The organism is Catellatospora sp. NPDC049609 (assembly GCF_040675365.1).
Classification (GTDB): domain Bacteria; phylum Actinomycetota; class Actinomycetes; order Mycobacteriales; family Micromonosporaceae; genus Catellatospora.
The window spans coordinates 1-24,158 of record NZ_JBFAOU010000061.1; the positions used below are offsets into that span (position 1 = coordinate 1).

25 protein-coding genes are annotated in these 24,158 nt (G+C 73.0%); 17 read left to right on the plus strand and 8 right to left on the minus strand.

Translation table 11 applies throughout. The features are described from left to right. Positions 1–177 precede the first annotated feature (177 nt). From AB0J67_RS18680 to ispG, 6 genes are all read left to right on the plus strand, one after another. Positions 178–717, plus strand: a complete 540-nt coding sequence (locus tag AB0J67_RS18680) for a hypothetical protein (RefSeq protein ID WP_363483871.1) — start codon at positions 178–180, stop codon at positions 715–717. A 2-nt stretch (positions 718–719) separates the two neighbouring features. Then, positions 720–1,259, plus strand: a complete 540-nt coding sequence (locus AB0J67_RS18685) for a GNAT family N-acetyltransferase (protein ID WP_363483874.1) — start codon at positions 720–722, stop codon at positions 1,257–1,259. A 256-nt stretch (positions 1,260–1,515) separates the two neighbouring features. Further along, on the plus strand, positions 1,516–2,061 hold the full coding sequence (locus tag AB0J67_RS18690; protein WP_363483877.1) for a Uma2 family endonuclease: 546 nt from the start codon (positions 1,516–1,518) through the stop codon (positions 2,059–2,061). A 42-nt stretch (positions 2,062–2,103) separates the two neighbouring features. Continuing rightward, the gene (dxr, locus tag AB0J67_RS18695) at positions 2,104–3,303 is read left to right on the plus strand and encodes a 1-deoxy-D-xylulose-5-phosphate reductoisomerase (RefSeq protein ID WP_363483880.1); all 1,200 of its coding nucleotides are present in this window, start codon (positions 2,104–2,106) and stop codon (positions 3,301–3,303) included. After that, positions 3,300–4,520 (plus strand): site-2 protease family protein, encoded by a 1,221-nt coding sequence (locus AB0J67_RS18700; protein ID WP_363483979.1) that lies wholly within the window; start codon positions 3,300–3,302, stop codon positions 4,518–4,520. Before dxr ends, AB0J67_RS18700 begins: the two co-directional genes overlap by 4 nt. A gap of 7 nt (positions 4,521–4,527) precedes the next feature. Continuing rightward, positions 4,528–5,694 carry a flavodoxin-dependent (E)-4-hydroxy-3-methylbut-2-enyl-diphosphate synthase gene (ispG, locus tag AB0J67_RS18705; RefSeq protein ID WP_363483883.1) on the plus strand — a complete coding sequence of 389 codons (1,167 nt, stop codon included), beginning with the start codon at positions 4,528–4,530 and terminating at the stop codon, positions 5,692–5,694. A 174-nt stretch (positions 5,695–5,868) separates the two neighbouring features. On the opposite strand, the gene AB0J67_RS18710 is transcribed toward ispG, so the two are convergent. Continuing rightward, positions 5,869–6,465: a PadR family transcriptional regulator gene (locus AB0J67_RS18710; RefSeq protein WP_363483886.1), complete on the minus strand. Its 597-nt coding sequence runs from the start codon at positions 6,463–6,465 to the stop codon at positions 5,869–5,871. Positions 6,466–6,638: 173 nt separating this feature from the next. On the opposite strand from AB0J67_RS18710, the gene AB0J67_RS18715 reads away from it, so the two are divergent. Beyond that, positions 6,639–7,475: a GNAT family N-acetyltransferase gene (locus tag AB0J67_RS18715; protein WP_363483889.1), complete on the plus strand. Its 837-nt coding sequence runs from the start codon at positions 6,639–6,641 to the stop codon at positions 7,473–7,475. A gap of 129 nt (positions 7,476–7,604) precedes the next feature. Further along, a complete protein-coding gene (locus AB0J67_RS18720; RefSeq protein WP_363483892.1) occupies positions 7,605–8,129 on the plus strand; it encodes a hypothetical protein in 525 nt (174 codons plus the stop codon). A gap of 133 nt (positions 8,130–8,262) precedes the next feature. Here AB0J67_RS18720 and AB0J67_RS18725 read toward each other — a convergent pair whose 3' ends face one another. Next, complete coding sequence (locus tag AB0J67_RS18725; protein ID WP_363483895.1) at positions 8,263–9,483, minus strand: FAD-binding oxidoreductase; 1,221 nt, start codon at positions 9,481–9,483, stop codon at positions 8,263–8,265. A gap of 131 nt (positions 9,484–9,614) precedes the next feature. On the opposite strand from AB0J67_RS18725, the gene AB0J67_RS18730 reads away from it, so the two are divergent. The 7 genes from AB0J67_RS18730 (at position 9,615) to AB0J67_RS18760 (ending at position 16,315) form a co-directional block, all read left to right on the plus strand. Further along, positions 9,615–10,958, plus strand: coding sequence for a glutamine synthetase family protein (locus AB0J67_RS18730; RefSeq protein ID WP_363483982.1), 1,344 nt, complete (start codon positions 9,615–9,617; stop codon positions 10,956–10,958). A gap of 14 nt (positions 10,959–10,972) precedes the next feature. Beyond that, positions 10,973–12,304, plus strand: coding sequence for an aldehyde dehydrogenase family protein (locus AB0J67_RS18735; protein ID WP_363483898.1), 1,332 nt, complete (start codon positions 10,973–10,975; stop codon positions 12,302–12,304). Positions 12,305–12,409: 105 nt separating this feature from the next. Further along, positions 12,410–13,174, plus strand: coding sequence for a 3-oxoacyl-ACP reductase (locus AB0J67_RS18740; protein WP_363483901.1), 765 nt, complete (start codon positions 12,410–12,412; stop codon positions 13,172–13,174). A 5-nt stretch (positions 13,175–13,179) separates the two neighbouring features. After that, the gene (locus AB0J67_RS18745) at positions 13,180–13,923 is read left to right on the plus strand and encodes a gamma-glutamyl-gamma-aminobutyrate hydrolase family protein (RefSeq protein ID WP_363483904.1); all 744 of its coding nucleotides are present in this window, start codon (positions 13,180–13,182) and stop codon (positions 13,921–13,923) included. A gap of 163 nt (positions 13,924–14,086) precedes the next feature. After that, the gene (locus AB0J67_RS18750; protein WP_363483907.1) at positions 14,087–14,644 is read left to right on the plus strand and encodes a pyridoxamine 5'-phosphate oxidase family protein; all 558 of its coding nucleotides are present in this window, start codon (positions 14,087–14,089) and stop codon (positions 14,642–14,644) included. A gap of 10 nt (positions 14,645–14,654) precedes the next feature. After that, positions 14,655–15,512 (plus strand): type I methionyl aminopeptidase, encoded by an 858-nt coding sequence (map, locus tag AB0J67_RS18755; protein ID WP_363483910.1) that lies wholly within the window; start codon positions 14,655–14,657, stop codon positions 15,510–15,512. Positions 15,513–15,619: 107 nt separating this feature from the next. Continuing rightward, positions 15,620–16,315 carry a VIT1/CCC1 transporter family protein gene (locus AB0J67_RS18760; RefSeq protein ID WP_363483985.1) on the plus strand — a complete coding sequence of 232 codons (696 nt, stop codon included), beginning with the start codon at positions 15,620–15,622 and terminating at the stop codon, positions 16,313–16,315. A 96-nt stretch (positions 16,316–16,411) separates the two neighbouring features. On the opposite strand, the gene AB0J67_RS18765 is transcribed toward AB0J67_RS18760, so the two are convergent. From AB0J67_RS18765 to AB0J67_RS18790, 6 genes are all read right to left on the minus strand, one after another. Continuing rightward, on the minus strand, positions 16,412–16,876 hold the full coding sequence (locus tag AB0J67_RS18765; RefSeq protein WP_363483913.1) for a nitroreductase/quinone reductase family protein: 465 nt from the start codon (positions 16,874–16,876) through the stop codon (positions 16,412–16,414). A gap of 343 nt (positions 16,877–17,219) precedes the next feature. Continuing rightward, positions 17,220–19,898, minus strand: coding sequence for an FtsX-like permease family protein (locus AB0J67_RS18770; RefSeq protein WP_363483916.1), 2,679 nt, complete (start codon positions 19,896–19,898; stop codon positions 17,220–17,222). Beyond that, a complete protein-coding gene (locus tag AB0J67_RS18775; protein ID WP_363483919.1) occupies positions 19,895–20,617 on the minus strand; it encodes an ABC transporter ATP-binding protein in 723 nt (240 codons plus the stop codon). Before AB0J67_RS18775 ends, AB0J67_RS18770 begins: the two co-directional genes overlap by 4 nt. Then, on the minus strand, positions 20,614–21,177 hold the full coding sequence (locus AB0J67_RS18780; RefSeq protein WP_363483922.1) for a PadR family transcriptional regulator: 564 nt from the start codon (positions 21,175–21,177) through the stop codon (positions 20,614–20,616). The genes AB0J67_RS18775 and AB0J67_RS18780 overlap by 4 nt, the downstream gene beginning before the upstream one ends. 48 nt (positions 21,178–21,225) lie before the next feature. Further along, on the minus strand, positions 21,226–21,660 hold the full coding sequence (locus AB0J67_RS18785; RefSeq protein ID WP_363483925.1) for a ferritin-like domain-containing protein: 435 nt from the start codon (positions 21,658–21,660) through the stop codon (positions 21,226–21,228). Between the two features lie 55 nt (positions 21,661–21,715). Then, positions 21,716–22,252, minus strand: a complete 537-nt coding sequence (locus AB0J67_RS18790; RefSeq protein ID WP_363483928.1) for a hypothetical protein — start codon at positions 22,250–22,252, stop codon at positions 21,716–21,718. Positions 22,253–22,441: 189 nt separating this feature from the next. Between AB0J67_RS18790 and rimP the strand changes: the two genes are divergently transcribed. Both rimP and nusA read left to right on the plus strand, forming a co-directional pair. Then, on the plus strand, positions 22,442–23,098 hold the full coding sequence (gene rimP, locus AB0J67_RS18795; protein WP_363483931.1) for a ribosome maturation factor RimP: 657 nt from the start codon (positions 22,442–22,444) through the stop codon (positions 23,096–23,098). Further along, the gene (gene nusA / locus AB0J67_RS18800) at positions 23,095–24,150 is read left to right on the plus strand and encodes a transcription termination factor NusA (RefSeq protein ID WP_363483934.1); all 1,056 of its coding nucleotides are present in this window, start codon (positions 23,095–23,097) and stop codon (positions 24,148–24,150) included. Before rimP ends, nusA begins: the two co-directional genes overlap by 4 nt. The last annotated feature ends 8 nt before the right edge of the window (positions 24,151–24,158 follow it).

Sequence of the window (24,158 nt, forward strand, 5' to 3'; positions counted from 1 at the left end):
CAACCCGACGCTCTCCCTACCGGCCGTCCCGCGCGCCGAACCGACCGGGGCAGCGCCACCGCCGAACTGCCGGTGGCGCTGCCCGCCGTCGGCATCGCGCGGGACGGTCGCGGCCCCTGACCAGCGACGGCGATCTTCGCCGTTGACCGGGGGAGGGGCGGTCGCGATACTGCGCGGATGCAGATCCACCGCGAGGACCTCGTCGAGGTGACGTGGATGTGGGACCGCGCGGGGTTCCGCCGGGTCGCCTGGCAGGAGCGGTCGTCGTACAACCGGTTCTACGGGATCGTCGTCACGGTGAGCCTCACCGTCGCGGCCTGGATGTTCCACCTGTGGGCGCAGGACGGCGGCACGTTCCCGTTCGGCGCGGTGTGGATCACCGCCATCGCGCTCGCGCTGACGGCGCGGGTCGCGCTGACCGGCTGGGCGTGGCTCAAGATCACCCCTGATCTCTGGTACACGCGGCTGACGGTGCGCATCGACGCGAGCGGCGTCCGGCTGACCTCGGCCGGTTCCGAGCACTTCTACCGGTGGTCGGCGCTCGGGCCGGTGGTCCGCCACGAAGACTGGATCTTCAACGCCGCCGGGATGGGCATGGTCCGGGTGCCGCGCAACGCGATCTCGCCCGCCGACGACGCGGCGATCGCGGTGGTCGTCGACCGGTACGCGCACCTGGTCGGGCGCCCCGAGGACATGCCGCCCCCGGCGGGGGTCTGACCATGCGACTGGAGACCGCGCGGCTGGTCGTCCGGGAGTGGACGTATAGCCCGGCCGACCTGGACCGCAACTACGACACCTACCGGCGCGAGGAGGTCACGCGCTGGCTCGGCGTGCCCACCCCGCTGGCCAACCCGGCCCAGTCCACGCTGCTGATCGACCGGCGCCGCGAGTACTACGCGGCGAACCCGGGCTACGGGGTGTGGGCCGTCGAGGTGCGCGCGTCCGGGCTGATCGCCGGGTCTGTGCTGCTCAAGCCGATGCCGGAGCCGGCCGACGGGCCGGGGCGGGGCGAGGTCGAGATCGGCTGGCACTTCCACCCCGACTGCTGGGGGCACGGGTACGCGACCGAGGCGGCGCGCGCCGTGCTCGCGTACGGCTGGTCGCTGGGCCTGACCGAGATCCACGCCATCGCGCGCCCGGACAACGCGCCGTCGCTGGCGGTGATGCGCCGCCTCGGCATGACCCCGCTCGGCCGCACCGGCCGCTGGTACGGCATGGAGGCCGAGCACTACCTGATCACGAAGGAGGCGTCGGCGTGACCGACGAGGTGCGTTTCGCGTTCACCCCCACCCGGCAGCACTGGCTGCCCGCAACCGCGACGGCCTGAGCCGGATTCGCCGGACGGCGGGCCGCGGCTCGGTGGGGAAACTTTTTCATCCGGTCTGTCCGGATCACGACACCTGCCGCCGCACGGAATGCGCCGTTAGGCTGGTGTCGGCAGAATCGCCCGCGGAAGGGGGTGGAGGCGCGATGGCGGCACCGGCGAGAACACGGCAGCTGCACACCATAGAGGACATGGCGGAGGTCGAGGAGTGGACGGCCGAGCTGGCGCTGCGGCTTCTCCCCGAGACGAACGGCCCCACGGTCGAGGTCTTCTGCGGGAGTGTCATCGTGTCCCCTCACGCCGACATGGATCACCAGGCGGTCATGCGTGAGCTGGTCTACCGGCTGCATCGCGCGGCCCGCGGGATCGGCTGCTGGGCATACCCGGAGAGCAACCTCATCTCGGGTGACGACCTGTTCATCCCGGACTTCGGCGTCTTCCGGAAGTCCGGTGGCGGCAGGGTGGCGATGGACATCGCGGACGCGCTGCTGCTCGGGGAGATCGTCTCGCCGGGCAACCGGCGCAAGGACGTCATCGACCGGCCCAAGCAGTACGCCGCCGCGCAGGTGCCCTGGTTCATGCGGGTCGAGTGCCGCGACCGCATCCCCGTGGTGGCGCTGCACCAGCTCGTCGAGGGGGACCACCAGCCCGTCGCGGCCGCCGCCGCGGGCACCCGGTTCGTGATGCGCGAGCCGTTCGCGTTCGAGATCGATCCGGCCGACCTGCTCGACGAGTAGCCCGCTCAGCGGGCGTCCAGGCGGCTCGGCGAGAATGGGACGATGATCCCCCGCGAGATTGTCCTGCTCGGCTCCACCGGATCGATCGGCACCCAGGCCATCGACATCGTGCGCCGCAACCCGGACCGGTTCCGCGTGGTCGCGCTGGGCGCGGGCGGCGGCAACGTGGCGCTGCTCGCGCAGCAGGCGCTGGAGCTGGGCGTCGAGGCGGTCGGGGTGGCCCGGGCCAGCACCGCGCAGGACCTGCAGCTGGCGTTCTACGCCGAGGCGCAGCGGCGCGGCTGGTCGTCGGGCGAGTTCAAGCTGCCGAAGATCCTGGCCGGGCCGCAGGCGATGACCGAGCTGGCCCAGTGGCCCGCCGACATCGTGCTCAACGGCGTGGTGGGCTCGCTGGGTCTGGCGCCGACGCTGGCCGCCCTCAAGGCGGGGCGCATCCTGGCGCTGGCCAACAAGGAGTCGCTGGTCGCCGGCGGCCCGCTGGTGCGCGCGGTGGCCGCGCCGGGGCAGATCGTGCCGGTGGACAGCGAGCACTCCGCGCTGGCGCAGTGCCTGCGCAGCGGCTCGCGGGCCGAGGTGCGCAAGCTGATCCTGACCGCGAGCGGGGGCGCGTTTCGCGGCCGCCGCCGCGAGGAGCTGGGCCAGGTCACCGTCGAGGAGGCGCTCAAGCACCCGACCTGGGACATGGGCCCGGTCGTGACGATCAACTCGGCCACCCTGGTGAACAAGGGCCTGGAGGTGATCGAGGCGCACGAGCTGTTCGGGGTGGCGTACGACGACATCGAGGTGATGGTGCACCCGCAGTCGGTGCTGCACTCGCTGGTCGAGTTCACCGACGGCTCGACGCTGGCCCAGGCGAGCCCGCCGGACATGCGGCTGCCCATCGCGCTGGCGCTGGGCTGGCCGGACCGGGTGCCCGCGGCGGCGGCGCCGGTGGACTGGACGCTGGCGCACAACTGGGAGCTGCGGCCGCTGGACGTCGAGGCGTTCCCGGCGGTGGAGCTGGCCAAGGCGGCGGGGCGGGCCGGGCGCTGCCGGCCGGCGATCTACAACGCGGCCAACGAGGAGTGTGTGGCGGCTTTCACAGCCGGGCGGCTGCCCTTCCTGGCCATCGTCGACACCGTGGCGGAGATCCTCGAGGGTGCGCCGGACTATGACGAACCGGGTACCGTCGAGGACGTGCTCGCCGCGGAGCACTGGGCGCGCACGCGTACCCATGAACTGATCAAGGAGAAGAGCGCCTGATGACTGCGTTGGGCATCGTTCTGTTCGCGCTCGTGATCCTGATCTCGGTCAGCCTGCACGAAGCCGGGCACATGGGCACCGCGAAGGCCTTCGGCATGCGGGTCACCCGCTACTTCGTCGGCTTCGGCCCGACCCTGTGGTCGTTCCGCCGCGGCGAGACCGAGTACGGCGTGAAGGGCATCCCGCTCGGCGGCTTCGTCAAGATCGTCGGCATGACGCCGCAGGACGAGGACGCCGACGACCCGAAGGCGATGTGGCGCTTCCCGGTGTGGAAGCGCTCGGTCGTGATGTCCGCGGGCTCGATCGTGCACTTCATCCTGGCCGGCGTGGCCATCTGGCTGCTCGCGATCTTCTCCGGCCTGCCCAACCCGGCCCTGCCGAACGGCCCCGAGTCGCAGCCCGCGGTGCTGGCGGTGCAGCCCTGCGTGGTCAAGACCCTGCCGCTGCGCGAGTGCGCCGCGGGCGACCCGGCCAGCCCGGCCTCGCAGGCCGGGCTGCGCGACGGCGACAAGCTGGTCGCCGTCAACGGCAAGCCGGTGGCGACCTGGGGCGAGGCGATCGAGCAGATCCGCCCGCTGACGGTGGGCCAGACCGCCGCGATGACGGTCGAGCGCGACGGCGGGCAGCAGACCGTGCAGATCGCCCCGGCCGAGGTCGAGCGTCAGATGACCGACGGCAGCACGCGCAAGGTCGCCGCGATCGGCGTCGGGCTCACCTCGACGATCCCGTACACGGTCACCTACGGCCCCGGCGAGGCCGTCGTCGCCAGCGCGAAGTACGCGGGCTCCATGGTCACCGCCACGTTCGAGGCGCTCAAGCAGTTCCCGCAGCGCATCCCGGCGCTGTTCTCGGCCATCGGCGGCGCGGAGCGCGACCCGAACACCCCGATCAGCGTGGTCGGCATCAGCATCCTGGGCGGCGAGGCGGTCGAGCGCGGCGCGTGGGACATGTTCACCGCGCTGTTCATCGGGTTCAACCTGTTCGTGGGAATCTTCAACCTGCTCCCGCTGCTTCCCCTGGACGGGGGACACCTGTTCATCGCGTGGTTCGAGAAGATTCGTTCATGGGTCTACGCTCGTCTTCGCAAGCCCGACCCGGGCCGGGTCGACTACTTCAAGCTGATGCCGCTGACCTATACGGTCATCCTCATCTTCGGTGCGTTCACCCTGCTGACCGTCACCGCGGACCTCGTCAACCCCATCTCGATCTACAAGTGAGTGTGCTGTGACTGCGATCAACCTTGGTATGCCGGCCGCTCCCCCCGCGCCGCTCGCGCCGCGTCGCAAGAGCCGGCAGATCATGGTCGGCAGCGTGCCGGTCGGCGGCGGAGCGCCGGTCAGCGTGCAGTCGATGACGACGACGCTGACCTCGGACGTCAACTCGACCCTGCAGCAGATCGCGGAGCTGACCGCGTCCGGCTGCCAGATCGTGCGGGTGGCGGTGCCCTCGCAGGACGACGTCGAGGCGCTGCCCGCAATCGCCCGCAAGTCGCCGATCCCGGTGATCGCCGACATCCACTTCCAGCCGAAGTACGTGTTCGCGGCGATCGACGCCGGGTGCGCGGCGGTGCGGGTCAACCCGGGCAACATCCGGCAGTTCGACGACAAGGTCAAGGAGATCGCCGCGGCGGCGTCGGCGGCCGGCGTGCCGATCCGCATCGGCGTCAACGCGGGCTCGCTGGACAAGCGCCTGCTGGAGAAGTACGGCAAGCCCACCGCCGAGGCGCTGGTCGAGTCGGCGCTGTGGGAGTGCTCGCTGTTCGAGGAGCACGGCTTCCGCGACATCAAGATCAGCGTCAAGCACAACGACCCGGTCGTCATGATCAAGGCGTACCGGCAGCTCGCGCAGCAGTGCGACTACCCGCTGCACCTCGGCGTGACCGAGGCGGGCCCGGCGTTCCAGGGCACCGTGAAGTCGTCGGTGGCGTTCGGCGCGCTGCTGGCCGAGGGCATCGGTGACACCATCCGCGTGTCGCTGTCCGCCCCGCCGGTCGAGGAGATCAAGGTGGGTACGGCGATCCTGGAGGCCCTCGGCCTGAAGGAGCGCGGCCTGGAGATCGTGTCCTGCCCGTCCTGCGGCCGCGCCCAGGTCGACGTCTACACCCTCGCCGAGCAGGTCACCGCGGCCCTGGAGGGCTTCCCGGCACCGCTGCGCGTGGCCGTCATGGGCTGCGTCGTCAACGGCCCCGGCGAGGCGCGCGAGGCCGACCTCGGCGTCGCGTCCGGCAACGGCAAGGGCCAGATCTTCGTCAAGGGCCAGGTCATCAAGACCGTCCCCGAGTCGCTGATCGTGGAGACCCTGGTCGAGGAGGCCATGAAGATCGCCGCCGACCTGGGCATCGACGTCCTCGGCGAGGGCGAGCCGGCCACCCCCGTCGTCACGGTGCACTGACCCCGTCGTCACCCGCGAGGGCCCCGTTCCCCTGGGAACGGGGCCCTCGCTCGTCTGCGCCACGCCCGGCGCCGGGCGCCGTGATCGCGACGATCTTGCGTGAACTGTTGCCCATCTGTCCGGCAGGTGCGTGTCGTCCCCACCGTACGCGCAAGATCGTCTGGATCATGGGGGTCACTCGGCGAGGATGGTGTAGAGCTTGCGCTTGGTGTCCTGGAGGGTGGCCAGGGCCTTGGCGCGCTGGGCGGGGGTGCCGGTCATGGCGACCTGGCGCAGCGCGTGCATGATGGCGAAGCTCGCCTCGCGGAACTCCTGGGACTGGGCGACGTGGTCGGCGTCGAAGTCCTGCCACGGCCTGCCCTGGCCGGCGTCGGTCGCCTGGGTCGCCTGCTCGCGGCCCGCCTCGGTGAGGGTGAAGCGCTTGCGGCCGTCGGCCTCCTCGCTGACGATCAGGCCCTCGTCCTCCAGCAGCTGGAGCGTCGGGTAGATCGATCCGGGGCTCGGGCGCCAGACGCCGCCCGTGCGGGCCTCCAGCTCGGAGATCATCTCGTAGCCGTGCATCGGGCGCTCCAGGAGCAGCCCGAGCACCGCCGCGCGGGTGTTGCCGCGCCGGCCCCGGCCCCGGCCGTGCCCGCGGCCGAAGCCGGGGCCGCCGCCGCCGAACGGGGGCCGCATGGGGCCGAAGGCGAACAGGCGCGGGTCGTGCCCGCCGCGGCCGTGGTGTCCGTGTGCGTGCTCGTGCAGGTCGTGTCCGTGGTGTCGGCGGAACATCTCGTCGTCCTCTTCTCTGCGACGTCCGTGGGCGATCGGTGCGGCCGCGGACTCTCGTCGATTGTCGCTGTGCTGTCGGCGATACGTTAACGATATATCGGCAATGTGTCGCCGACAACCTCTCTTTCCGGGGTACCACTGGCGGGCGGCGCGGATCTCATTAGGCTGTTGTCATGCTCACCCTCCCGGTGCGGCAGCTGGCCGAAGCTGACCGCGCGGCAGTGGAACGCCTCCTCGCGGCGTACCCGATCGCAGCGGCGCAGGTGGCTGAGCGGGTGGCCCTGCGCGGGCTGGGCTGGCGCGCCGACGGCCGCCTCTACGGCTACGGCAACCGCCGCCACCCGGAGGCAGTGCTGTGGTCCGGCGGGCAGGTGTCGCCGGTCGGCGCCGGTGCCGAGGCTGTGGCCGCGTTCGCCGAGATGGTGTCGGGGCAGCCCCGCGTGTGCGCGTCCCTGGTCGGCGAGGCGGAAGCGGTGCTGGGCCTGTGGGACCTGCTGCGCCCCGCCTGGGGTCCGGAGCGGACGGTGCGCCCTGACCAGCCGCTGATGGTGGTGGACAACCCGCCGGCCGTGACCGCCGACCCGCTGGTGCGCCAGGTCCGCCCGGACGAGGTCGACCTCGTCTTCCCGGCCTCCGTGGCGATGTACACCGAGGAGGTCGGCGTCTCGCCGTGCGGCGACGACGGCGGGCGCGGCTACCGCGGGCGCGTGGCGGAGCTGGTCAAGGCCGGACGTTCGTACGCCCGGATCGTCGATGGCACGGTGGTGTTCAAGGCGGAGCTGGCCGTGGTCACTCGGCACACCGCGCAGATCCAGGGCGTCTGGGTCGACCCGTCCTGGCGGGGGCGCGGCTACGCGACGTCCGGGATGGCGGCCGTGGTGCGCGACGCGCTGCGCCGGGTCGCGCCGACGGTGAGCCTGTACGTCAACGACTTCAACGGCCCGGCCCGCCGTGTCTACCAGCGGCTGGGATTCCGCCAGGTCGGCACGTTCGCCACCGTCCTGTTCTGACACGCCGCCGGAGCCGGGCGCGCCACGCCGTGGTCATGACCATTTTCGTGACTTCCTGCACCTAGCTAACTACGTTACGTAACGATTGGTGCTGACCAGATGTTGCGGGCCGGCGAGGTGAAGACCCCGATGGGGCGGATCGTAAAACAGCTCTCTGATACCACCACCAAGTACTACTGGTACCCCGGAGAGAAGCAGGAGTGGATCCGCGCCGTGGTGGCCGTCGGCTCCGGCGGCGCCGCCGCCGCGCTGCTGATGCTGCTGACGCGCAACACCCTGGCCGCCGTCGTGATCGGCTGCTCGGTGACCCTCGCGGTGTCCGGCTTCAACTTCGGCCGCCGCGACGCCAAGGCGCTGGCCGGATTCCCCAACCTCAGCGACAAGGCCGCCCGCCGCGCCGCCGTCGCGCACAGCGGACGCGCCGCCTGGCGGGCGAGCGCGCACGGCGTGGGCGGCGCGGTCGCCGCGATCGTGGTGCTCAACCTCGCGCACCGGGGCTGGGTCGCGGACTGGCTGCTGCCGGTCGTGCCCGCCGTCGTCGGCGCGCTGGCCCACCAGACCGGCATGATCTGGGCGCAGCTCGCCAGCACGGTCGCCACCACCGGCCCCGCCGCCCCCGCCCCCGCCGCAACCCCCAAACCCACCACCGACTGACCCTGTCTCCCCGCGAACGGCGCACTTCCGCGGCTCGCGGGCAGGCATGATCGCGAGTTTCGGTCGAGTCGTGAGGTCGGACCGCAGCTTCCGACCGACGGCGGCGATCTTGCGGGTGGCCCGGTGGGCCGGGTCAGCGGCGGAGGGCGTCGAGGGCGCGGGAGGTGGTCCAGTCGCGGTTGGCGGCGGGCGGGCCGAAGCGGTCCGGGAGCAGGGCGTCCAGCTCCCAGCTCGGGGTGCCGGCGGTGATCCACTCGGCGAGGTGGCGGCCGACGCCGCCCGCCAGCGCCATGCCGTGCAGGCCGAACCCGGCCGCGATCCACAGGCCGGGCAGCGTGGAGCGGCCCGCGAGCGGGGCGCCGTCGGGCGTGAACGCCTCCACCCCGTGCATGATCTTCACGAGCTTGGCCCGTTTCAGCTCGGGCATGCGCTCGCCGGCGAGCTGCCACAGCGGGGCGAACGCCGCGTCGTCGGGCGCGGCCAGCTCACGGGCCTTGGCCAGCGGCTCGGCGTCGCCGGTGGGCCAGGCCGCCAGCGGGTCCGGCCGGCTGCCGCCGACGATCACGGCGCCGTTGGCGGCGCGCAGGTAGAGCGACTGCTCGGGGACGCGGCAGGTGGGCGTGGTGTCCGGGTCGAGCGCGGGGTGCAGCACCTCGCTGACGCCGTACTGGTGCAGGACGGGGACGACGGGGACGACGACCCCGGCCAGCGCGCCGATCGCGCCCGCCGCCGCGCCTGCCGCGTTGATCACGACCGGGGTCTCGATGACGCCGTCGCTGGTGTGCACGGCGCGCACCCGGCCGCCGGTGGTGTCGATGCCGGTCACGCGTACGCCGGTGCGGATGCTGACGTCGTGCGCGGCCGCCCCGGCGACCAGCGCGTTGACGAAGTCCTTGGGGCGGACGAAGCCCTCGCCGGGCAGCCACGCGGCGGCCTGCACGTCACTGAGGTCGAGCCGGGGGGCCAGGCCCATGGTGGCCGACGCGCCGCGCAGCTCCAGCGGGACGCCCAGCTCGTCGGCGCGGCGGGCGAGCCGGCGCAGCTCGTCGACGTGGGTGTGGCTGAGCGCGAGCCGCAGGCCGCCGACCGGGCGCCAGCCGGGGTCGTGGCCGGTCTCGGCGCGCAGCATCGCGGCCAGCGCGGGCAGGTAGCCGGCCAGCCGGGCGTGCCAGGCGGGCCCGTCCGGGCCGCGCATCGCGGTCACGAAACCGGCCGTGTGCCAGGTCGTGCCGTCCATGAGCTCGTGCTGTTCGAGCAGCACCGTGTCGCGCCACCCGGCCCGGCCGAGGTGGTATGCCAGCGAGCAGCCGACCACGCCGCCCCCGATGATCACCGCCCGCGCACTCGCTCCCATTCGGTCAGTCGTACCCGCTGCCAACGCCGAACGGAAGGGGTCCGTCACAACTTTGCGCCGCGACCCGCCGGGAGCAGCGAGCCATGCGAGTTTGTTGACGCGGGTGTGCCGTGGCGGTAGACCTTGTGGACATGTGGTCGGTGGAGCGCCTGCGCGCGATGGTGGAGGCGGGCGACATCGACACCGTGTTGCTGGCCATGACGGACATGCAGGGCCGCCTGCAGGGCAAGCGGCTGCACGCGGCGTACTTCCTCGACGAGGTGGTCGGCCACGGCAGCGAGGCCTGCAACTACCTGCTCGCGGTGGACGTCGAGATGACCCCGGTGGACGGGTACGCCGTCTCCGGCTGGAACCAGGGCTACGGCGACTTCGTGCTGCGCCCCGACCTGGACACGCTGCGCCCGGTGCCGTGGCTGCCCGGCACGGTGCTGGTGCTGGCCGACGTGCTGTGGCACGACGGCGGCCCGGTGGTGCAGTCGCCGCGCCAGATCCTGCGCCGCCAGCTCGACCGGCTCGCCGAGCGCGGGCTCACCGCATACGTCGGCACCGAGCTGGAGTTCGTGGTCTACCAGGACACCTTCGAGCAGGCGGCGGCCCGGCGCTACCAGGGGCTGACCCCGGCCAACGGGTACAACGTGGACTACTCGCTGCTGGGCACGACGCGGGTGGAGCCGCTGCTGCGGGCGATCCGGCTGGGCATGGCCGGGGCGGGGCTGGCCCCGGAGAGCGCCAAGGGCGAGTGCAACCTGGGCCAGCACGAGATCGCCTTCCGGTACGCCGGGGCGCTGAAGACGGCCGACCAGCACGCGATCTACAAGCACGGGGCCAAGGAGATCGCCGCCCAGCAGGGCATGTCGCTGACCTTCATGGCCAAGCCGAACCAGCGCGAGGGCAACTCGTGCCACATCCACTTCTCGCTGCGCGACGCCGACGGGCGGCCGGTGATGGCCGACGGCGACCGGCTGAGCCCGCTGGGCGAGCAGGTGCTGGCCGGGCTGCTGGCCACCACGGTCGACCTGAGCGTGCTGTACGCGCCGAACATCAACTCGTACAAGCGCTACCAGGCGGGCTCGTTCGCGCCGACGGCGCTGCGCTGGGGCCGCGACAACCGCACCTGCGCGCTGCGCCTGGTGGGTCACGACAGCTCGCTGCGGGTGGAGCACCGCGCGCCGGGCGGCGACGTGAACCCGTACCTGGCGGTCGCGGCGATGGTGGCCGGGGCGCTGCACGGCATCGAAAACGAGCTGCCGCTGGAGCCGCTGTTCACGGGCAACGCGTACGCGGATCCGTCGGCCGCGCGGATGCCGACGACGCTGCGCGACGCGCTGCTGCGCTGGGAGTCCTCGGCAGTGGCGCGGGAGGCGTTCGGCGACGAGGTGGTCGCGCACTACGGCCATGCCGCGCAGGTGGAGCTGGCCGCGTACGACGCCGCGGTGACCGACTGGGAGCTGGTGCGGGGGTTCGAGCGGCTGTGAAGATCATCAACCCGGTGACCGAGGAAGCGATCACCACGGTCGAGCCGGTCGACGCGGCCGGGGTCGACGCCGCCGTGACGCGCGCCGCGAAGGCCTTCGAGAGCTGGCGCAACGTCGCCCCGGGCGACCGGGCGCGGCTGCTGCGCCGCTTCGCCGCCGTGGTGGACGCCCACGTCGAGGAGCTGGCGCTGCTGGAGGTGCGCAACGCCGGGCACACCGTCGGCAACGCGCGCTGGGAGGCGGGCAACGTCCGCGACCTGCTCGACTACTACGCCGGTGCGCCGGAGCGGCTGTGCGGGCGGCAGATCCCCGTCGCGGGCGGGGTGGACGTCACGTTCCACGAGCCGCTCGGGGTGGTCGGCGTGATCGTGCCGTGGAACTTCCCGATGCCGATCGCGGCCTGGGGCTTCGCGCCCGCGCTCGCCGCCGGCAACACGGTGGTCGTGAAACCGGCCGAGACCACGCCGCTGACCGCGCTGCGCCTGGCCGAGCTGGCGCTGGAGGCGGGCCTGCCCGAGGGCGTGCTGACCGTGCTGCCGGGCCACGGCGAGGTCACCGGCCACGCCCTGGTGACCCATCCGGGGGTACGCAAGATCTGCTTCACCGGGTCGGTGGAGGTGGGCCGCCAGATCATGGCGGCGTGCGCGGCCGACCTGACCCGCGTCACGCTCGAACTCGGCGGCAAGAGCGCCACGCTGCTGTTCGCCGACGCCGACCTGGACAAGGCCGCCACAGCGCTGCCCGGGGCGGTCTTCGACAACGCCGGGCAGGACTGCTGCGCCCGCTCCCGCCTGCTGGTCCAGCGCGAGGTGTACGACGACTTCCTGGCGCTGCTGGAGCCGCGGGTGGCGGCGTGGCGCTGCGGCGACCCGATGGACCCGGCCACCGGCATGGGCCCGCTGATCTCCGCCGACCAGCGCGCCCGGGTCACGGGCTACGTGGACGGCGCGGACGTGCTCATGCGCGGCGGCGCGCCGGACGGCCCCGGCTACTGGCACCCGGCGACCGTGCTCGCCGCGCGCGACACCGCCGAGCCGCACTGGCGCGAGGAGGTGTTCGGGCCGGTGCTGTCGGTGCTGCCGTTCGACACCGAGGACGAGGCGCTGCGGTTGGCCAACGACACCGAGTACGGGCTGTCCGGGTCGATCTGGACCCGCGACATCGGCCGGGCGCTGCGGCTGGCCCGCGGCGTGGAGGCGGGCGTGCTCAGCGTCAACTCGCACAGCTCGGTGCGCTACTGGACCCCGTTCGGCGGGGCCAAGCAGTCCGGTCTGGGGCGTGAGCTGGGCCCGGACGCCCCGCTCGCGTTCACCGAGACCAAGAACGTCTTCATCTCCACGGAGTGACTTCGCGCGGATCCCGCGCGGGGTGGTCGTCAGGTCCGGCACGCTGTCCTCACGGGCCGCGGGTCGCGCCGGGCGCCGTCAACCGAAAGGGCAGGCACAGGCAGCATGAAGCGGTTGCAGGACCGGGTGGCGGTCATCAGCGGGGCGGCCAGCGGCATCGGCGCGGCCACGGCGCGGCGGTTCGCCGCCGAGGGCGCGTACGTCGTGGCCGTCGACCTCGCCGAGCAGGCGGGCAAGCAGCTCGCCGACGAGGTGGGCGGCGAGTTCGTGCAGTGCGACGTCGCCGACGAGACGCAGGTGCGCGAGCTGTTCGACGGCGTCGCGGCCCGGCACGGGCGCGTCGACGTCGCGTTCAACAACGCGGGCATCTCCCCGCCCGACGACGACTCGATCCTGGACACCGGGCTGGACGCCTGGGAGCGGGTGCTGCGGGTCAACACCACCAGCGTCTACCTGTGCTGCAAGTACGCGCTGCCGCACATGCTGGCCCAGGGCAGGGGCTCGATCATCAACACGGCCAGCTTCGTGGCGCTGATGGGCGCCGCGACGAGCCAGATCGCCTACACCGCCAGCAAGGGCGGGGTGCTGGCGATGAGCCGCGAGCTGGGCGTGCAGTTCGCCCGCCAGGGGGTGCGCGTCAACGCGCTGTGCCCCGGACCGGTCGCCACCCCGCTGCTGATGGAGCTGTTCGCGAAGGATCCGGAGCGGGCGGCTCGCCGACTCGTCCATGTGCCGATGGGCCGGTTCGCCGAGCCACAGGAGATCGCCGCGGCGGTAGCGTTTCTCGCCAGCGACGACTCCTCATTCATCACCGCCTCGCAGTTCGTTGTGGACGGAGGCATTACCGGGGCCTATGTGACGCCGTTGTGAGCGATGTGACCAGACCGTTGATCGGTATCACCACCTACGTCGAGTCCGCCCGATACAGCGTCCACGACACCGTCGCCGCGGTGCTGCCCTGGGCGTACGTGGAGCAGGTGAGCCGGGCCGGCGGCCGGCCGGTGCTGATCCCGCCGCAGCCCGACGGCGGCGTCGAGGTGCTCGACGGGCTCGACGGGCTGATCGTGGCGGGCGGCGCCGACGTGGAGCCCGCCCGCTACGGCGAGGCGCCCCACCCGACGGTCTACACCAGCCCGCAGCGCGACGCGGGCGAGCTGCCGCTGGTGCGCATCGCGCTCAAGACAGGCCTGCCGCTGCTCGGGATCTGCCGGGGCATGCAGGTGATGGCGGTGGCCAGCGGCGGGCGGCTGCACCAGCACCTGCCCGAGGCGGTCGGCCACGGCGGCCACAGCACCCCCGGCGTGGTCAAGGTGTACGCCGAGCACGGCGTGCGCTTCGCCACCGGCTCGCGCTGCCGCGAGCTCTACGGGGCCGAGGCGCTGGTGAACTCGTACCACCACCAGGGGGTCAAGGACCCGGGACGGCTCGTGCCCACCGGCTGGTGCACCACCGACAACCTGATCGAGGCGGTCGAGCACCCCGACCACCCGTTCGCGGTCGGCGTGCAGTGGCACCCGGAGGACATGGCGGCCAACGGCCTGTTCCAGGCCCTGGTCGGGGCGGCCGCCCAGGTGCGCGGCGCCCGCGGCAGCAAGGCCGAGTTCTTCGCCGCCGCCTGAACCGCCTCGGGCGGCCCGTTTTGGCATAGACGTTGGCCTATCTGGATGACTTCGATCGCGAATCCGTCATCCAGATAGGCCAACGCCTATGAAAAGCGTGGGGCGTCCCACGTGGCGGATTCCGGGGCGGCCGGCCGGGCGGGGTGGGGGTAGCGTCGCGGGCATGGGGCAGGTGTACGAGCAGATCGACGATCGGATCCGGGACTTCCTGCTGGCGCAGCGGGTGTTCTTCGTGGCCACCGCGCCGTCCGGCCCGGACGGGCACGTCAACGTGTCGCCCAAGGGCCTGACCGACTCCTTCGCGGTGCTCGGCCCGCACCGGGTGGCGTACTACGAGTACGGCGGCTCCGGCATCGAGACCATGGCGCACCTGCGCGAGAACGGCCGGATCGTGCTGATGGTGTGCGCGTTCGACGGCCCGCCCAAGATCTACCGCCTGCACGGCCGAGGCGAGGCGGTGCTCGCCGAGGACCCGCGCGCCGCGGAGCTGATCACGCACTTCCCGGCCCCGCCGCACGTCGGCCTGCGCAGCATCGTCGTGATCGATGTCACGCGGGTCTCCGACTCCTGCGGCTACGGCGTGCCGCTGATGTCGTACGAGGGCGACCGCGACCTGCTCGTCCGGTTCTGGGAGCACAAGACCCCGGAGCAGCGGGAGCACTACCGGGCCACGCGCAACGCGGCCAGCATCGACGGCGCCCCGATGTTCGCCGAGCGCTAGAGTTCAGGGCATGAACGGCCGTGCCACGCTGACCCCAGGCAAGCTCTCCCCGTGGCGGGAGGTGCCCGCCCACATCCCGCGTCCCGAGTACGTCGGCCGCAAGCAGCCCAAGCGCTGGGACGGCCCGCTCACCCAGGACGCGGAGTCGATCGAGAAGATGCGTGTCGCCGGGCGGATCGCGGCCCAGGCCGTGCAGCTCGCGGGCGAGCACTGCAAGCCGGGCGTGACCACCGACGAGATCGACCGCCTGGTGCACGAGTTCCTGCTCGACCACGACGCGTACCCGTCGACCCTGGGCTACAAGGGCTTCCCCAAGTCCTGCTGCACCAGCCTCAACGAGGTCATCTGCCACGGCATCCCGGACACGACGGTGATCGAGGACGGCGACATCATCAACGTCGACGTCACCGCGTTCAAGGACGGCGTGCACGGCGACACCGACGCCACGTTCTGCGTCGGCGAGGTCGCCGAGGAGGCCCGGCTGCTGGTCGAGCGCACCCACGAGGCGCTCATGCGGGGCATCAAGGCGGTCGCGCCGGGCCGCCCGATCAACGTGATCGGCCGGGTCATCGAGTCGTACGCCAAGCGCTTCGGCTACGGCGTGGTGCGCGACTTCGGCGGCCACGGCATCGGCCAGTCCTTCCACAGCGGACTGTTCATCCCGCACTACGACAACCCGAACGCCGACACGGTGATGGAGGTCGGCATGACCTTCACCATCGAGCCGATGATCACGCTCGGCACGATCGCGTACGAGACGTGGCAGGACCAGTGGACCGTGGTCACCAAGGACCGCCGCTGGACCGCCCAGTTCGAGCACACGCTGGTCGTCACCGAGTCGGGCGCGGACATCCTGACCCTGCCGTGAACCCGGACAAGCCCGATCCCACCATCGGCACCCACCCCGCGGCCGATGCCGATGCCGCGGCCGGTGCGGAGCGCGCCGCCCGGTCGCATGCGACCGCCGACGCCGCGCTGCCGCCCATCGACCACGAGCACGCCGACGTGTCCGGCGGGTGGCTGCGCGCGGCGGTCTTCGGGGCGATGGACGGCCTGGTCTCCAACATCGGCCTCATCGCCGGTGTGGGCGGCGCCGGGGTGAGCTCGCACACGGTCGTGCTCACCGGGGTGGCCGGCCTGGTGGCCGGGGCGATCTCGATGGCGCTGGGGGAGTACGCCAGCGTCCGGACCGCGAACGAGCAGATCGACGCCGAGATCGCCAAGGAGCGCCGCGAGCTGCGGCACAACCCGGCAGCCGAGGCGGCCGAGCTGGCCCAGCGCTGGATCGACCGCGGGATCTCCCCGGAGCTGGCCCGGCAGCTCGCCGACGACCTGCGTGCCCAGCCGGACGAGGCGCTGCGCATGCACGTGCGCGAGGAGCTGGGCATCGACCCGGACAGCAAGCCGAGCCCGTGGACTGCCGCGATCTCGTCGTTCGTCTGCTTCTCCGTCGGCGCGCTGATCCCGCTGCTGAGCTACCTCTTCGGCAGCGACTCGCTGTACGTGGCACTGTGCGTGGGCGGTGTCGGCCTGTTCGTCGTCGGTGCGCTCACGGCCAGGTTCACCCGCCGTCGCTGGTGGGCCGCGGGCCTGCGCCAGCTGCTGCTCGGCGCGGCGGCGGCCGGGGCCACGTACCTCATCGGCGCCGCCATCGGCGTCAACGCCGCCTGACCCGAAGGAAGGGCACCTTCTTGACGCCATGCGTAGCGGAGGGCGCCCTTCTCGACGTGTCCCGGCGCGGGGTGCGCCTCACCGTGCCGCGGGGCGTCAGCGGGGGATCAGGCTGAAGACGCGGATCACCCGGTTCGACGCGCGCTGCTGATACGTGGTGTACGCCGGCCAGACCTCCAGCAGCAGCTTCAGCAGCCGCTCGCGCTGCTCGCCGGTGGCCAGCTCGCCGCGCACCGGGATCTCGCGCCCGCCCAGCGTGACGACGGCGTCGGGGTTGGCGAGCAGGTTCGCCGACCAGGCGGGGTGGCTCTGCTGGCCCCAGTTCGAGCCGATCACCACGTAGTGGTCGCCGTCGCGGGCGTACGCGAGCGGCTGGGTACGGGGCAGGCCGGACTTCTTGCCCGTGGTGGTGATGATCAGCGTGGGGATGAGGCCCAGCGCGACGACGCGGCCCTTGGTCAGCTTCGCCACGGTGCGGTCGAGCGGGACGAGGACCCGGCCGGCGCGGGCGAACCAGCTGCGGTGGCCCAGGTAGCGGGCGAGGCGTCTCAGCATCGGCACAGTGTGCCGCAGGCGTCGGCGGCGCGGAAGGGCACCGCCACCGTCCAGCCGCCCGCCAGAACCTGGCCCGTATGCCGCCCCTGCCGTCCGCGCGCCGCCGGAGGCTGCTGCAGTTTCGGGGAAAGTGCAGCTTTCAGCCGCTGATTCGCGCAGTTTCCCCGAAACTGCAGACCGCCCTGAGCCCTCGCCTCACGACCGGGCCGTCCGGCGTCGGGTCTGGAGCCGGAATCCGGCACGTGCCACCGGGTGTCGCACCCTCGGCAGGCGACCCTGCTACCCGCGGCCGAGTTAAGAAGGGCACCTTCTACAACGAATAGCGTTAAGAAGGTGCCCTTCCTTTTCGTCAGAGGCGGCGTTCGATGGGGAGGCGGGAGCGGGTGAGCAGGCCTGCGCCGGCCATGGCGACCAGGGGCACGGCCAGGACGATGGCGAGGGTGTCCCAGGGCAGGGTGAGCGTCATCGGCTTCACGTCCATCAGGTCCGCCATGCGGTTGTGGTTGACCGCGGCGATCAGCGCCGCGGCGGTGCCCAGGCCCGCCAGGACGCCGAGCACGGCACCCAGGCCGGAGATGACACCGGACTGGCTCAGCGAGAGCAGGCGGCGCACCCGGGGGCTGGCGCCGACCGCGCCGAGGGTGGCGAGGTCGGGGCGGCTGTCGGCGGCGGTCAGGCCGGTGGCGACCCCGGCCGCACCCAGGGCGATGAGCGCCGCGATGACGCCCAGCACCCAGATGATCGGCTCCTCGCGGAACTGCGCACCCCGCTCGGCGGAGAGTGTCAGCCCGCCGCCGATCTCCCGTAGCCTGCCGGTCAGCTGCTCGGTCTCCTGCTCGGTCAGCACGTGGTCCAGCGAGGCGACCAGGTCGCTGGGCCGGGTCGCCAGCCCTGCCCGGCGCACCAGGTCGGGCGAGATGACGAAGGACGCGCCCATGTCGTGCCCGGTGAGCACCGCGGCGGGCACGGACACGGTCGGCAGGGCGTACGGGTCGTCCACCGGCGGGCCGTCGAGCGTCGCGAGCGCCACCTTGCCGTCCACGACGTACCGCGCGTCGTTCACCACGACGCCGCCGGCGGCCAGGACCGCCCGCGCCGCCGCCAGCTCGTCCGGCGGTGCGGTGCTGAGCGCGGCCAGGCCGCTGCCGTCGTCGACGGCGAGGTAGAACATCCAGTTGCCGCCGCGGTAGCGGCAGCGGGGATCGTCGTCGGGCATGGTCACGACGCCCTCGGTCGGAGGGTCTGCCCACCCCGGGCACCGGTGCGCCTCGGGCAGGACCAGGTCGATGCTGCACTGGCGCTTGCGCGGATCGGCCGGCTCGGGGCAGGCGACCGTCGGTATCACGTGCGGCTCGGCGCCGGGCACGGCCTCGCGAACGGCGGACGCGAGCCGGGCGAGGTCGGGCGGCGGATCGTCGGGGCCGCTCGGGAACCGCACCGCGAAGTGGCCGACCGGCAGCTGCGGGTCGTACGTCTCGTACGAGTGCCGCGCCTCGCTGCCGACGAACGCGCCGATCGCGACCGCGCCCGCGACGGCGGCCATCACCGCCGAGATCGCGGGAGCGGCCGAGCCGCGGTTGCGGGCCGTGTCGCGCAGCGCGATCCGGGGTGCCAGCGGCAGCCACCGGCCCGCCCGCGAGATCAGCCCGACCAGTGACGGGGTGAGCAGCACCAGGCCCAGCTCGCCCACGACGAGGCCGCCGAGGATCACGTTCGCCTGCGAGCCGAACGCGCCCGCGACCGCGATCACCGCGCCGGTCGCGGCCATGACCAGGCCGAGGGTGATCCAGCGCTTGCGCGAGCGCACCACGCCGCGGCGGCCGGCCAGCACGGTGACGACGGACTGCCGGGCGGCGGTGAACGCGGGCACCATCGCGGCGAGCAGGCCGGTGCCGACCGCGGTCGCGGCGATGGCGGCCTGCCCGAGGGGCAGGAAGCGCCAGCCGCCCGAGCGGGCGCCGACCAGGTGCTCCTCGATCAGCGGCCGGGCGGCGGTGGCCAGCCCGATGCCGAGCACGATGCCGCCCAGCGCGGCGGCCAGGCCGAGCACGATGCCGTCGGCGAGCACGATGCGCCGCAGGTGGCCGGGGGTGCCACCGGAAGCGGCGACCAGCGCCAGGTCGCGGCTGCGCCGCCGGGCGCCGACCGCGAAGGCCGGGCCGGCCAGCAGCACGATCTCCAGGATGATCAGGCCGATCAGCACCACGCCGAGGCTGAGCTCCTCGACGTCGGAGCTGCGGCCGTAGTGCAGGCGCGGGTCGTCCGGGGGCGGGTCGAGCACGACGGCGCGGCTGCGTACCAGCAGGCCCTTGGTGTTGAGCTGCTGGACGTCGGCCCACAGCAGCGGCGCGGGGGTGTCCACCAGCCAGTGGCTGAAGCCGCGCGCCGCGGCGGTGGTGGTGGCGGTGGGCGGCAGCACCAGCGCCTCGCTCAGGCTGTCGGGGAACTCCACCAGCGCGGTGATCCGGTACGTGCGGTCGGGCAGCACCGTGCGCACCGTGCCGCCGACGCCGACGTCCAGCCGCCGGGCGAGGCGGGCGTTGACGGCCGCCTCGCCGTCGGCGCGCGGCGCCGTGCCCGACAGCACGCTCACCATGCCGGCGAGCTGCGGGTCGGCCACGTCGAGCGTGCGGCCGGTGATCCCGGCGACGCCGTCAGGGGTGTACACCTCGGTGAAGTCGCTCACGACCTGGGTGACCCGGGACCCGGCGGGCAGCACCCGGAGCAGGTCCTCGGCGGTGGTGGGCTTCTCGCGGGCGGGACCGTCGAACTGGTACGCCCGCCCGTCGGCGCCCTGGACGATCGGGGCGTCGGCGATCCACTGCACGTCGGCGTCGTACCGGCCGAGCTCGCGGTCGAGCTGCTCGGCGGGCCGCAGCTCGTTCATGTCGTACACGGTCGCGGCGAACGACAGCCCCAGCGCGGGCAGCCCGAGCATGGCGATGACCAGCAGCGAGCGGCCCTTGGCGCGGCGGGCCTCGCGCCGGGCGATGCGCAGCGCGGGGATCCAGGCCCGCAGCCACCTCATGACGCGGCCTCCAGCAGCTGCTCGGGCTGGGCCAGCGGGCCGGAGGCGTCGACCACCCGGCCGTCGCGCAGGAAGATCACCCGGTCGGCCCAGGCCGCGTGCCGGGCCTCGTGGGTGACCAGCACCGCGGCGGCGCCGGCGTCGACGCGGGCGCGCAGCAGGCGCAGCACCGCCTCGCCGGTCACCGAGTCCAGGGCGCCGGTGGGCTCGTCGGCCAGCACCAGGCGGCGCTGCCCGACCAGCGCGCGGGCGATGGCGACGCGCTGCTGCTGGCCGCCGGACATCTCGTCGGGGAAGCGGTCGGCGTACCCGTCCAGCTCGACCTCGGACAGCGCGGCCTCGGCCAGCGGGCGGGCCTTGCGGGCGGACAGGCCCTCCAGCTCCAGCGGCAGGGCCACGTTCTCCGCGGCGGTGAGGCTGGGCAGCAGGTTGAGCGCCTGGAACACGTAGCCGACGCTGCGCCGCCGCAGCGAGGCGAGCTGCGGGCGGCGCAGGGTGGACAGGGCCACGTCCTCGACCAGCACCTCGCCGGAGTCCGGCGCGTCGAGCCCGCCGGCCAGGTTGAGCAGCGTGGACTTGCCGGAGCCGGATGGGCCCATCACGGCGACCAGCTCGCCGGCGTGGACGGCGATGGTGACGCCGGCCAGGGCGTGCACCGCGGCCTCGCCGGTGCCGTGGGTGCGGTGGACGTCGCGCAGTTGCAGGACGGCGGTGCTCATACCTCGGACCTCCGGGGGGCGCTGTCGTGCTGCGGCAACGGCGCGGCGGCGGGCTTCTCGTAGCGCACCAGCGCGGTCTCGCAGTGGTCGAGCCAGCGCAGCTCGGCCTCGGATTGGAAGATCATGGCTTCGAGCACCAGGCGCCACGGCAGCTCCGCGTCGGCGCGCTTGAGGCGGGTGTACTCCTGCAGCGCGCGCATGGTCGCGGTGCGCTGGGTCTGCACCACCGCCTGCACGTCGATGCCGGGCGTGGTCAGCGCGAGCGCCAGCTTGATGGCGAGCTCGTCGCGCGGGCGGTCGGCGCGGGCGATCGGGGTGGCGAACCAGAGCGCGAGCTCGGCGCGACCCTCGGCGGTGATCTCGTACGGGCGCTGCCCCCCGTCGTTCTCCGGCAGCGCGCGCACGAGCCCGTCACGGTCGAGGCGGTTGAGGGTGGTGTAGACCTGGCCGATGTTGAGCGGCCAGGTCGAGCCGGTGGAGTCTTCGAACTCGGCCCGCAACTGGTAGCCATAGCGGGGCCCGCGTTCGAGCAGGGCGAGCAAACCATGCCGGATGGACATGGCTACTGAGTATGCATACCCGGTATGTGGATGGCAATCCGGGCCGGTTCACTGACCCTTTCGGCCCGGGTAGGCGGTGGTCGCGGGGGTCACGCCGGCCCGCTTGCGCCAGCGGGTGCCGCGCACCGCCGCGTCGGTGTACGCGGCCAGTACCTCGCGCCGCAGCGGGCCCTCGGCGTCGGCCAGCGCGGCCCGCCACGTCACGGCGACCCCGTCCTCCACGTACGCCGCCAGCTTCAGCGCCGCGGCCCGGTCGGCCAGCGGGAACGGCAGCGCGTAGCCCGCCTGCGCCACGGGCGCCTCGGCCTTCAGCTCGGCCAGCCGCACCAGCAGCGCGTCGCGGCGTGTGCGGTGCGCCTCCTCGCCGGCCCGGGCCTCCTTGCGGCCCGCGTTGTCCAGCAGCACCCCGAGCCGCCCGTACGCGTAGATCGCGCTGTGCTCGGCGGCCAGGGCGGTCTGCAGCCGCTCCGCCAGCGTCGTCATGCCTGCTCCCCGTCGTGCCCACCGGCGGCGTACGCCCGCCGGAGCGTGTCAGTGGTCACGCCAGCACCTCGACGTGCGTGGCGCGGGCGGCGGCGATCTCGCCGACCAGCACGGCCCGCGCCGTGGTGGTGCTCACACAGGCCTCCGCCGCCTGCTTCGCGGCCGACGCCTCCGCGGTGCGCAGGCTCGCCAGGATCGCCTTGCGGTCGCCGCCGACGGGCGCCGCGCTCGGCAGGCTGAACGCGCTCGGCGAGGGCTTCGGGCTCATGATCGCGTCGAGGGCGGCGGCGTGCGCCTTGTGGGTGTCGCGCAGGGGCGTGAGCAGGGCGGTCAGCGTCGTGTCGGCGGCCAGCGCGGCGTCGTACGCCGCCACCAGCCCGTGCGTGCCGGCGAGCAGGCCGGTCAGCGCGTCCGGCGGGGGCGGAGCGTCCGGGCCGGGGCTGAGCAGGTCGCAACCGGCCAGCGCCGGCGCGGTCAGTCCGGCGGCCGCGGCCGCGCCGCCCGCCCGCAGCAGCGCCCGTCGATTCGGCCGGGAGCCGCCCGGCCAGCTATGATCATTTACCCGCGTACGCACCGCGCCAGTCTTCCTCATCGGGCCGGGCTCCGCTAACCGCCGTTCACGTGTCGAACGCTGGTGGGCGGTCCTCGAGGGTCCGCCGTCACGGTGGGCCGCCGGGCCGGCCACTCGCGCGCGGCGACCGCAGCGCGCCGCTGGTAGCTGCCGCGTGGTCGCGGGTTACGCTCTGCGCAGTCGATGTATCACCGAGAGGGGTGCCCTCAGATGGCTCAGCGTGGCCGCGCCACGGGTCGGCAGGCGGGCCGGACGGCCGCCCGCCCGGCCGCACCCGCGCCTGCCCGGACCTCTCCGGCGGAGCTGGCCGCACGGCGCGCCCGTTTACAGGACGTGATCGAGCCGGTGGTCACCGAGACCGGCTACGACCTGGAGGAGCTCTCCGTCAAGCAGGTCGGCCGCCGGCACCTGGTCCGCGTGATCATCGACGGTGACGGCGGGGTCGGCCTGGACGCGATCGCCGACGTCTCCCGCGCGGTGTCGCGGGCGCTCGACGACGCCGAGGCGTCCGGCCGGGACCTGATCATGGGCGAGTACCAGCTGGAGGTCTCCTCGCCCGGGGTGGACCGGCCGCTCACGCTGCCGCGGCACTGGACCCGCAACGTCGGCCGCCTGGTCAAGGTCAAGGCCGGCGAGCGGACGCTGACCGGCCGCGTCGTGGACGCCGACGGTGAGGGCATCACGCTCGACGTGGACGGCAAGGAGCACGCGCTCGGCTACGACGCGCTGGGCCCCGGCCGGGTGCAGGTCGAGTTCAAGCGCATGAACGAGATCTCCGATGAGGAGCTCGCGGAGTTCGACGACGACTCGTCCGACGACGAGGACCCGGACGACGGCGAGCCGGACGACGAAGGGGAAGAGCGGTGAACATCGATCTTGCAGCGCTGCGGGCGCTGGCACGTGACAAGGAGATCTCCGAGGAGACCATCCTCCAGGCGATCGAGTCTGCGCTGCTCACCGCATACCGGCACACGGACGGCGCGCAGTCGCACGCCCGCGTGGAGATCAACCGCCAGTCCGGCGCGGCCGTGGTGTACGCGCAGGAGTACGGCGGCGAGGGTGAGCTGCTGCGGGAGTGGGACGACACCCCGCACGACTTCGGCCGGATCGCGGCGATGACCGCCAAGCAGGTCATCCTGCAGCGGCTGCGCGAGGCGACCGACGAGGTCCACTTCGGCGAGTACGTCAACCGCGACGGCGACCTGGTCACCGGTGTGATCCAGGCGCACGAGACCCGCTCGGAGAAGGGCATCGTCTCGGTCGACCTGGGCAAGGTCGAGGCCGTGCTGCCGCAGTCCGAGCAGGTGCCGGGGGAGACCTACCCGCACGGCCAGCGCATCCGCTGCGTCGTGGTGCACGTGGCCAAGAGCTTCCGCGGCCCGCAGGTGACCCTGTCGCGCTCGCACCCGGCGCTGGTGAAGAAGCTGTTCGCGCTGGAGGTGCCCGAGATCGCCGACGGCACCGTGGAGATCGCCGCGATCGCCCGCGAGGCGGGGCACCGCACGAAGATCGCCGTGCGCTCCACCGTGCCCGGGGTGAACCCGAAGGGCGCCTGCATCGGCCCGATGGGCCAGCGGGTGCGCGCGGTCATGAGCGAACTGCACGGCGAGAAGATCGACATCATCGACTGGTCGGACGATCCGGCGGAGTTCGTGGGCAACGCGCTCTCGCCCGCCAAGGCGCTCAAGGTCGAAGTGGTGGATCTCGCAGCGCGTGCGGCGCGCGTCACGGTGCCGGACTACCAGCTGTCGCTCGCGATCGGCCGGGAAGGGCAGAATGCCAGGCTGGCTGCCCGTCTGACCGGTTGGCGTATCGACATCCGCTCCGATGCGGCCGACTCGGGGGCCGCCGCGCCCCGGGGTCCGCGGTCCGGGGCTGATCACGAGACGGAGCCAGGCGGCACCCCGGTCTCCGCTTAGGGGTAGAC

What these genes read in the sequence shown, in the direction of transcription:
- AB0J67_RS18750 (WP_363483907.1), top strand. Translation starts at nt 14,087, where the DNA reads ATGGGGCAGGTGTACGAGCAGATCGACGATCGGATCCGGGACTTCCTG.
- dxr (WP_363483880.1), top strand. Translation starts at nt 2,104, where the DNA reads ATGATCCCCCGCGAGATTGTCCTGCTCGGCTCCACCGGATCGATCGGC.
- AB0J67_RS18710 (WP_363483886.1), bottom strand. Translation starts at nt 6,465, where the DNA reads ATGTTCCGCCGACACCACGGACACGACCTGCACGAGCACGCACACGGA.
- AB0J67_RS18785 (WP_363483925.1), bottom strand. Translation starts at nt 21,660, where the DNA reads ATGACGACGCTGGCGGAGCGGCTGCAGACCGCCCTGGCCGCCGAGCAC.
- AB0J67_RS18685 (WP_363483874.1), top strand. Translation starts at nt 720, where the DNA reads ATGCGACTGGAGACCGCGCGGCTGGTCGTCCGGGAGTGGACGTATAGC.
- AB0J67_RS18680 (WP_363483871.1), top strand. Translation starts at nt 178, where the DNA reads ATGCAGATCCACCGCGAGGACCTCGTCGAGGTGACGTGGATGTGGGAC.
- AB0J67_RS18740 (WP_363483901.1), top strand. Translation starts at nt 12,410, where the DNA reads ATGAAGCGGTTGCAGGACCGGGTGGCGGTCATCAGCGGGGCGGCCAGC.
- AB0J67_RS18730 (WP_363483982.1), top strand. Translation starts at nt 9,615, where the DNA reads ATGTGGTCGGTGGAGCGCCTGCGCGCGATGGTGGAGGCGGGCGACATC.
- AB0J67_RS18690 (WP_363483877.1), top strand. Translation starts at nt 1,516, where the DNA reads ATGGCGGAGGTCGAGGAGTGGACGGCCGAGCTGGCGCTGCGGCTTCTC.
- AB0J67_RS18725 (WP_363483895.1), bottom strand. Translation starts at nt 9,483, where the DNA reads ATGGGAGCGAGTGCGCGGGCGGTGATCATCGGGGGCGGCGTGGTCGGC.
- AB0J67_RS18790 (WP_363483928.1), bottom strand. Translation starts at nt 22,252, where the DNA reads ATGAGGAAGACTGGCGCGGTGCGTACGCGGGTAAATGATCATAGCTGG.
- AB0J67_RS18715 (WP_363483889.1), top strand. Translation starts at nt 6,639, where the DNA reads ATGCTCACCCTCCCGGTGCGGCAGCTGGCCGAAGCTGACCGCGCGGCA.
- AB0J67_RS18770 (WP_363483916.1), bottom strand. Translation starts at nt 19,898, where the DNA reads ATGAGGTGGCTGCGGGCCTGGATCCCCGCGCTGCGCATCGCCCGGCGC.
- AB0J67_RS18775 (WP_363483919.1), bottom strand. Translation starts at nt 20,617, where the DNA reads ATGAGCACCGCCGTCCTGCAACTGCGCGACGTCCACCGCACCCACGGC.
- AB0J67_RS18720 (WP_363483892.1), top strand. Translation starts at nt 7,605, where the DNA reads ATGGGGCGGATCGTAAAACAGCTCTCTGATACCACCACCAAGTACTAC.
- map (WP_363483910.1), top strand. Translation starts at nt 14,655, where the DNA reads ATGAACGGCCGTGCCACGCTGACCCCAGGCAAGCTCTCCCCGTGGCGG.
- AB0J67_RS18780 (WP_363483922.1), bottom strand. Translation starts at nt 21,177, where the DNA reads ATGTCCATCCGGCATGGTTTGCTCGCCCTGCTCGAACGCGGGCCCCGC.
- rimP (WP_363483931.1), top strand. Translation starts at nt 22,442, where the DNA reads ATGGCTCAGCGTGGCCGCGCCACGGGTCGGCAGGCGGGCCGGACGGCC.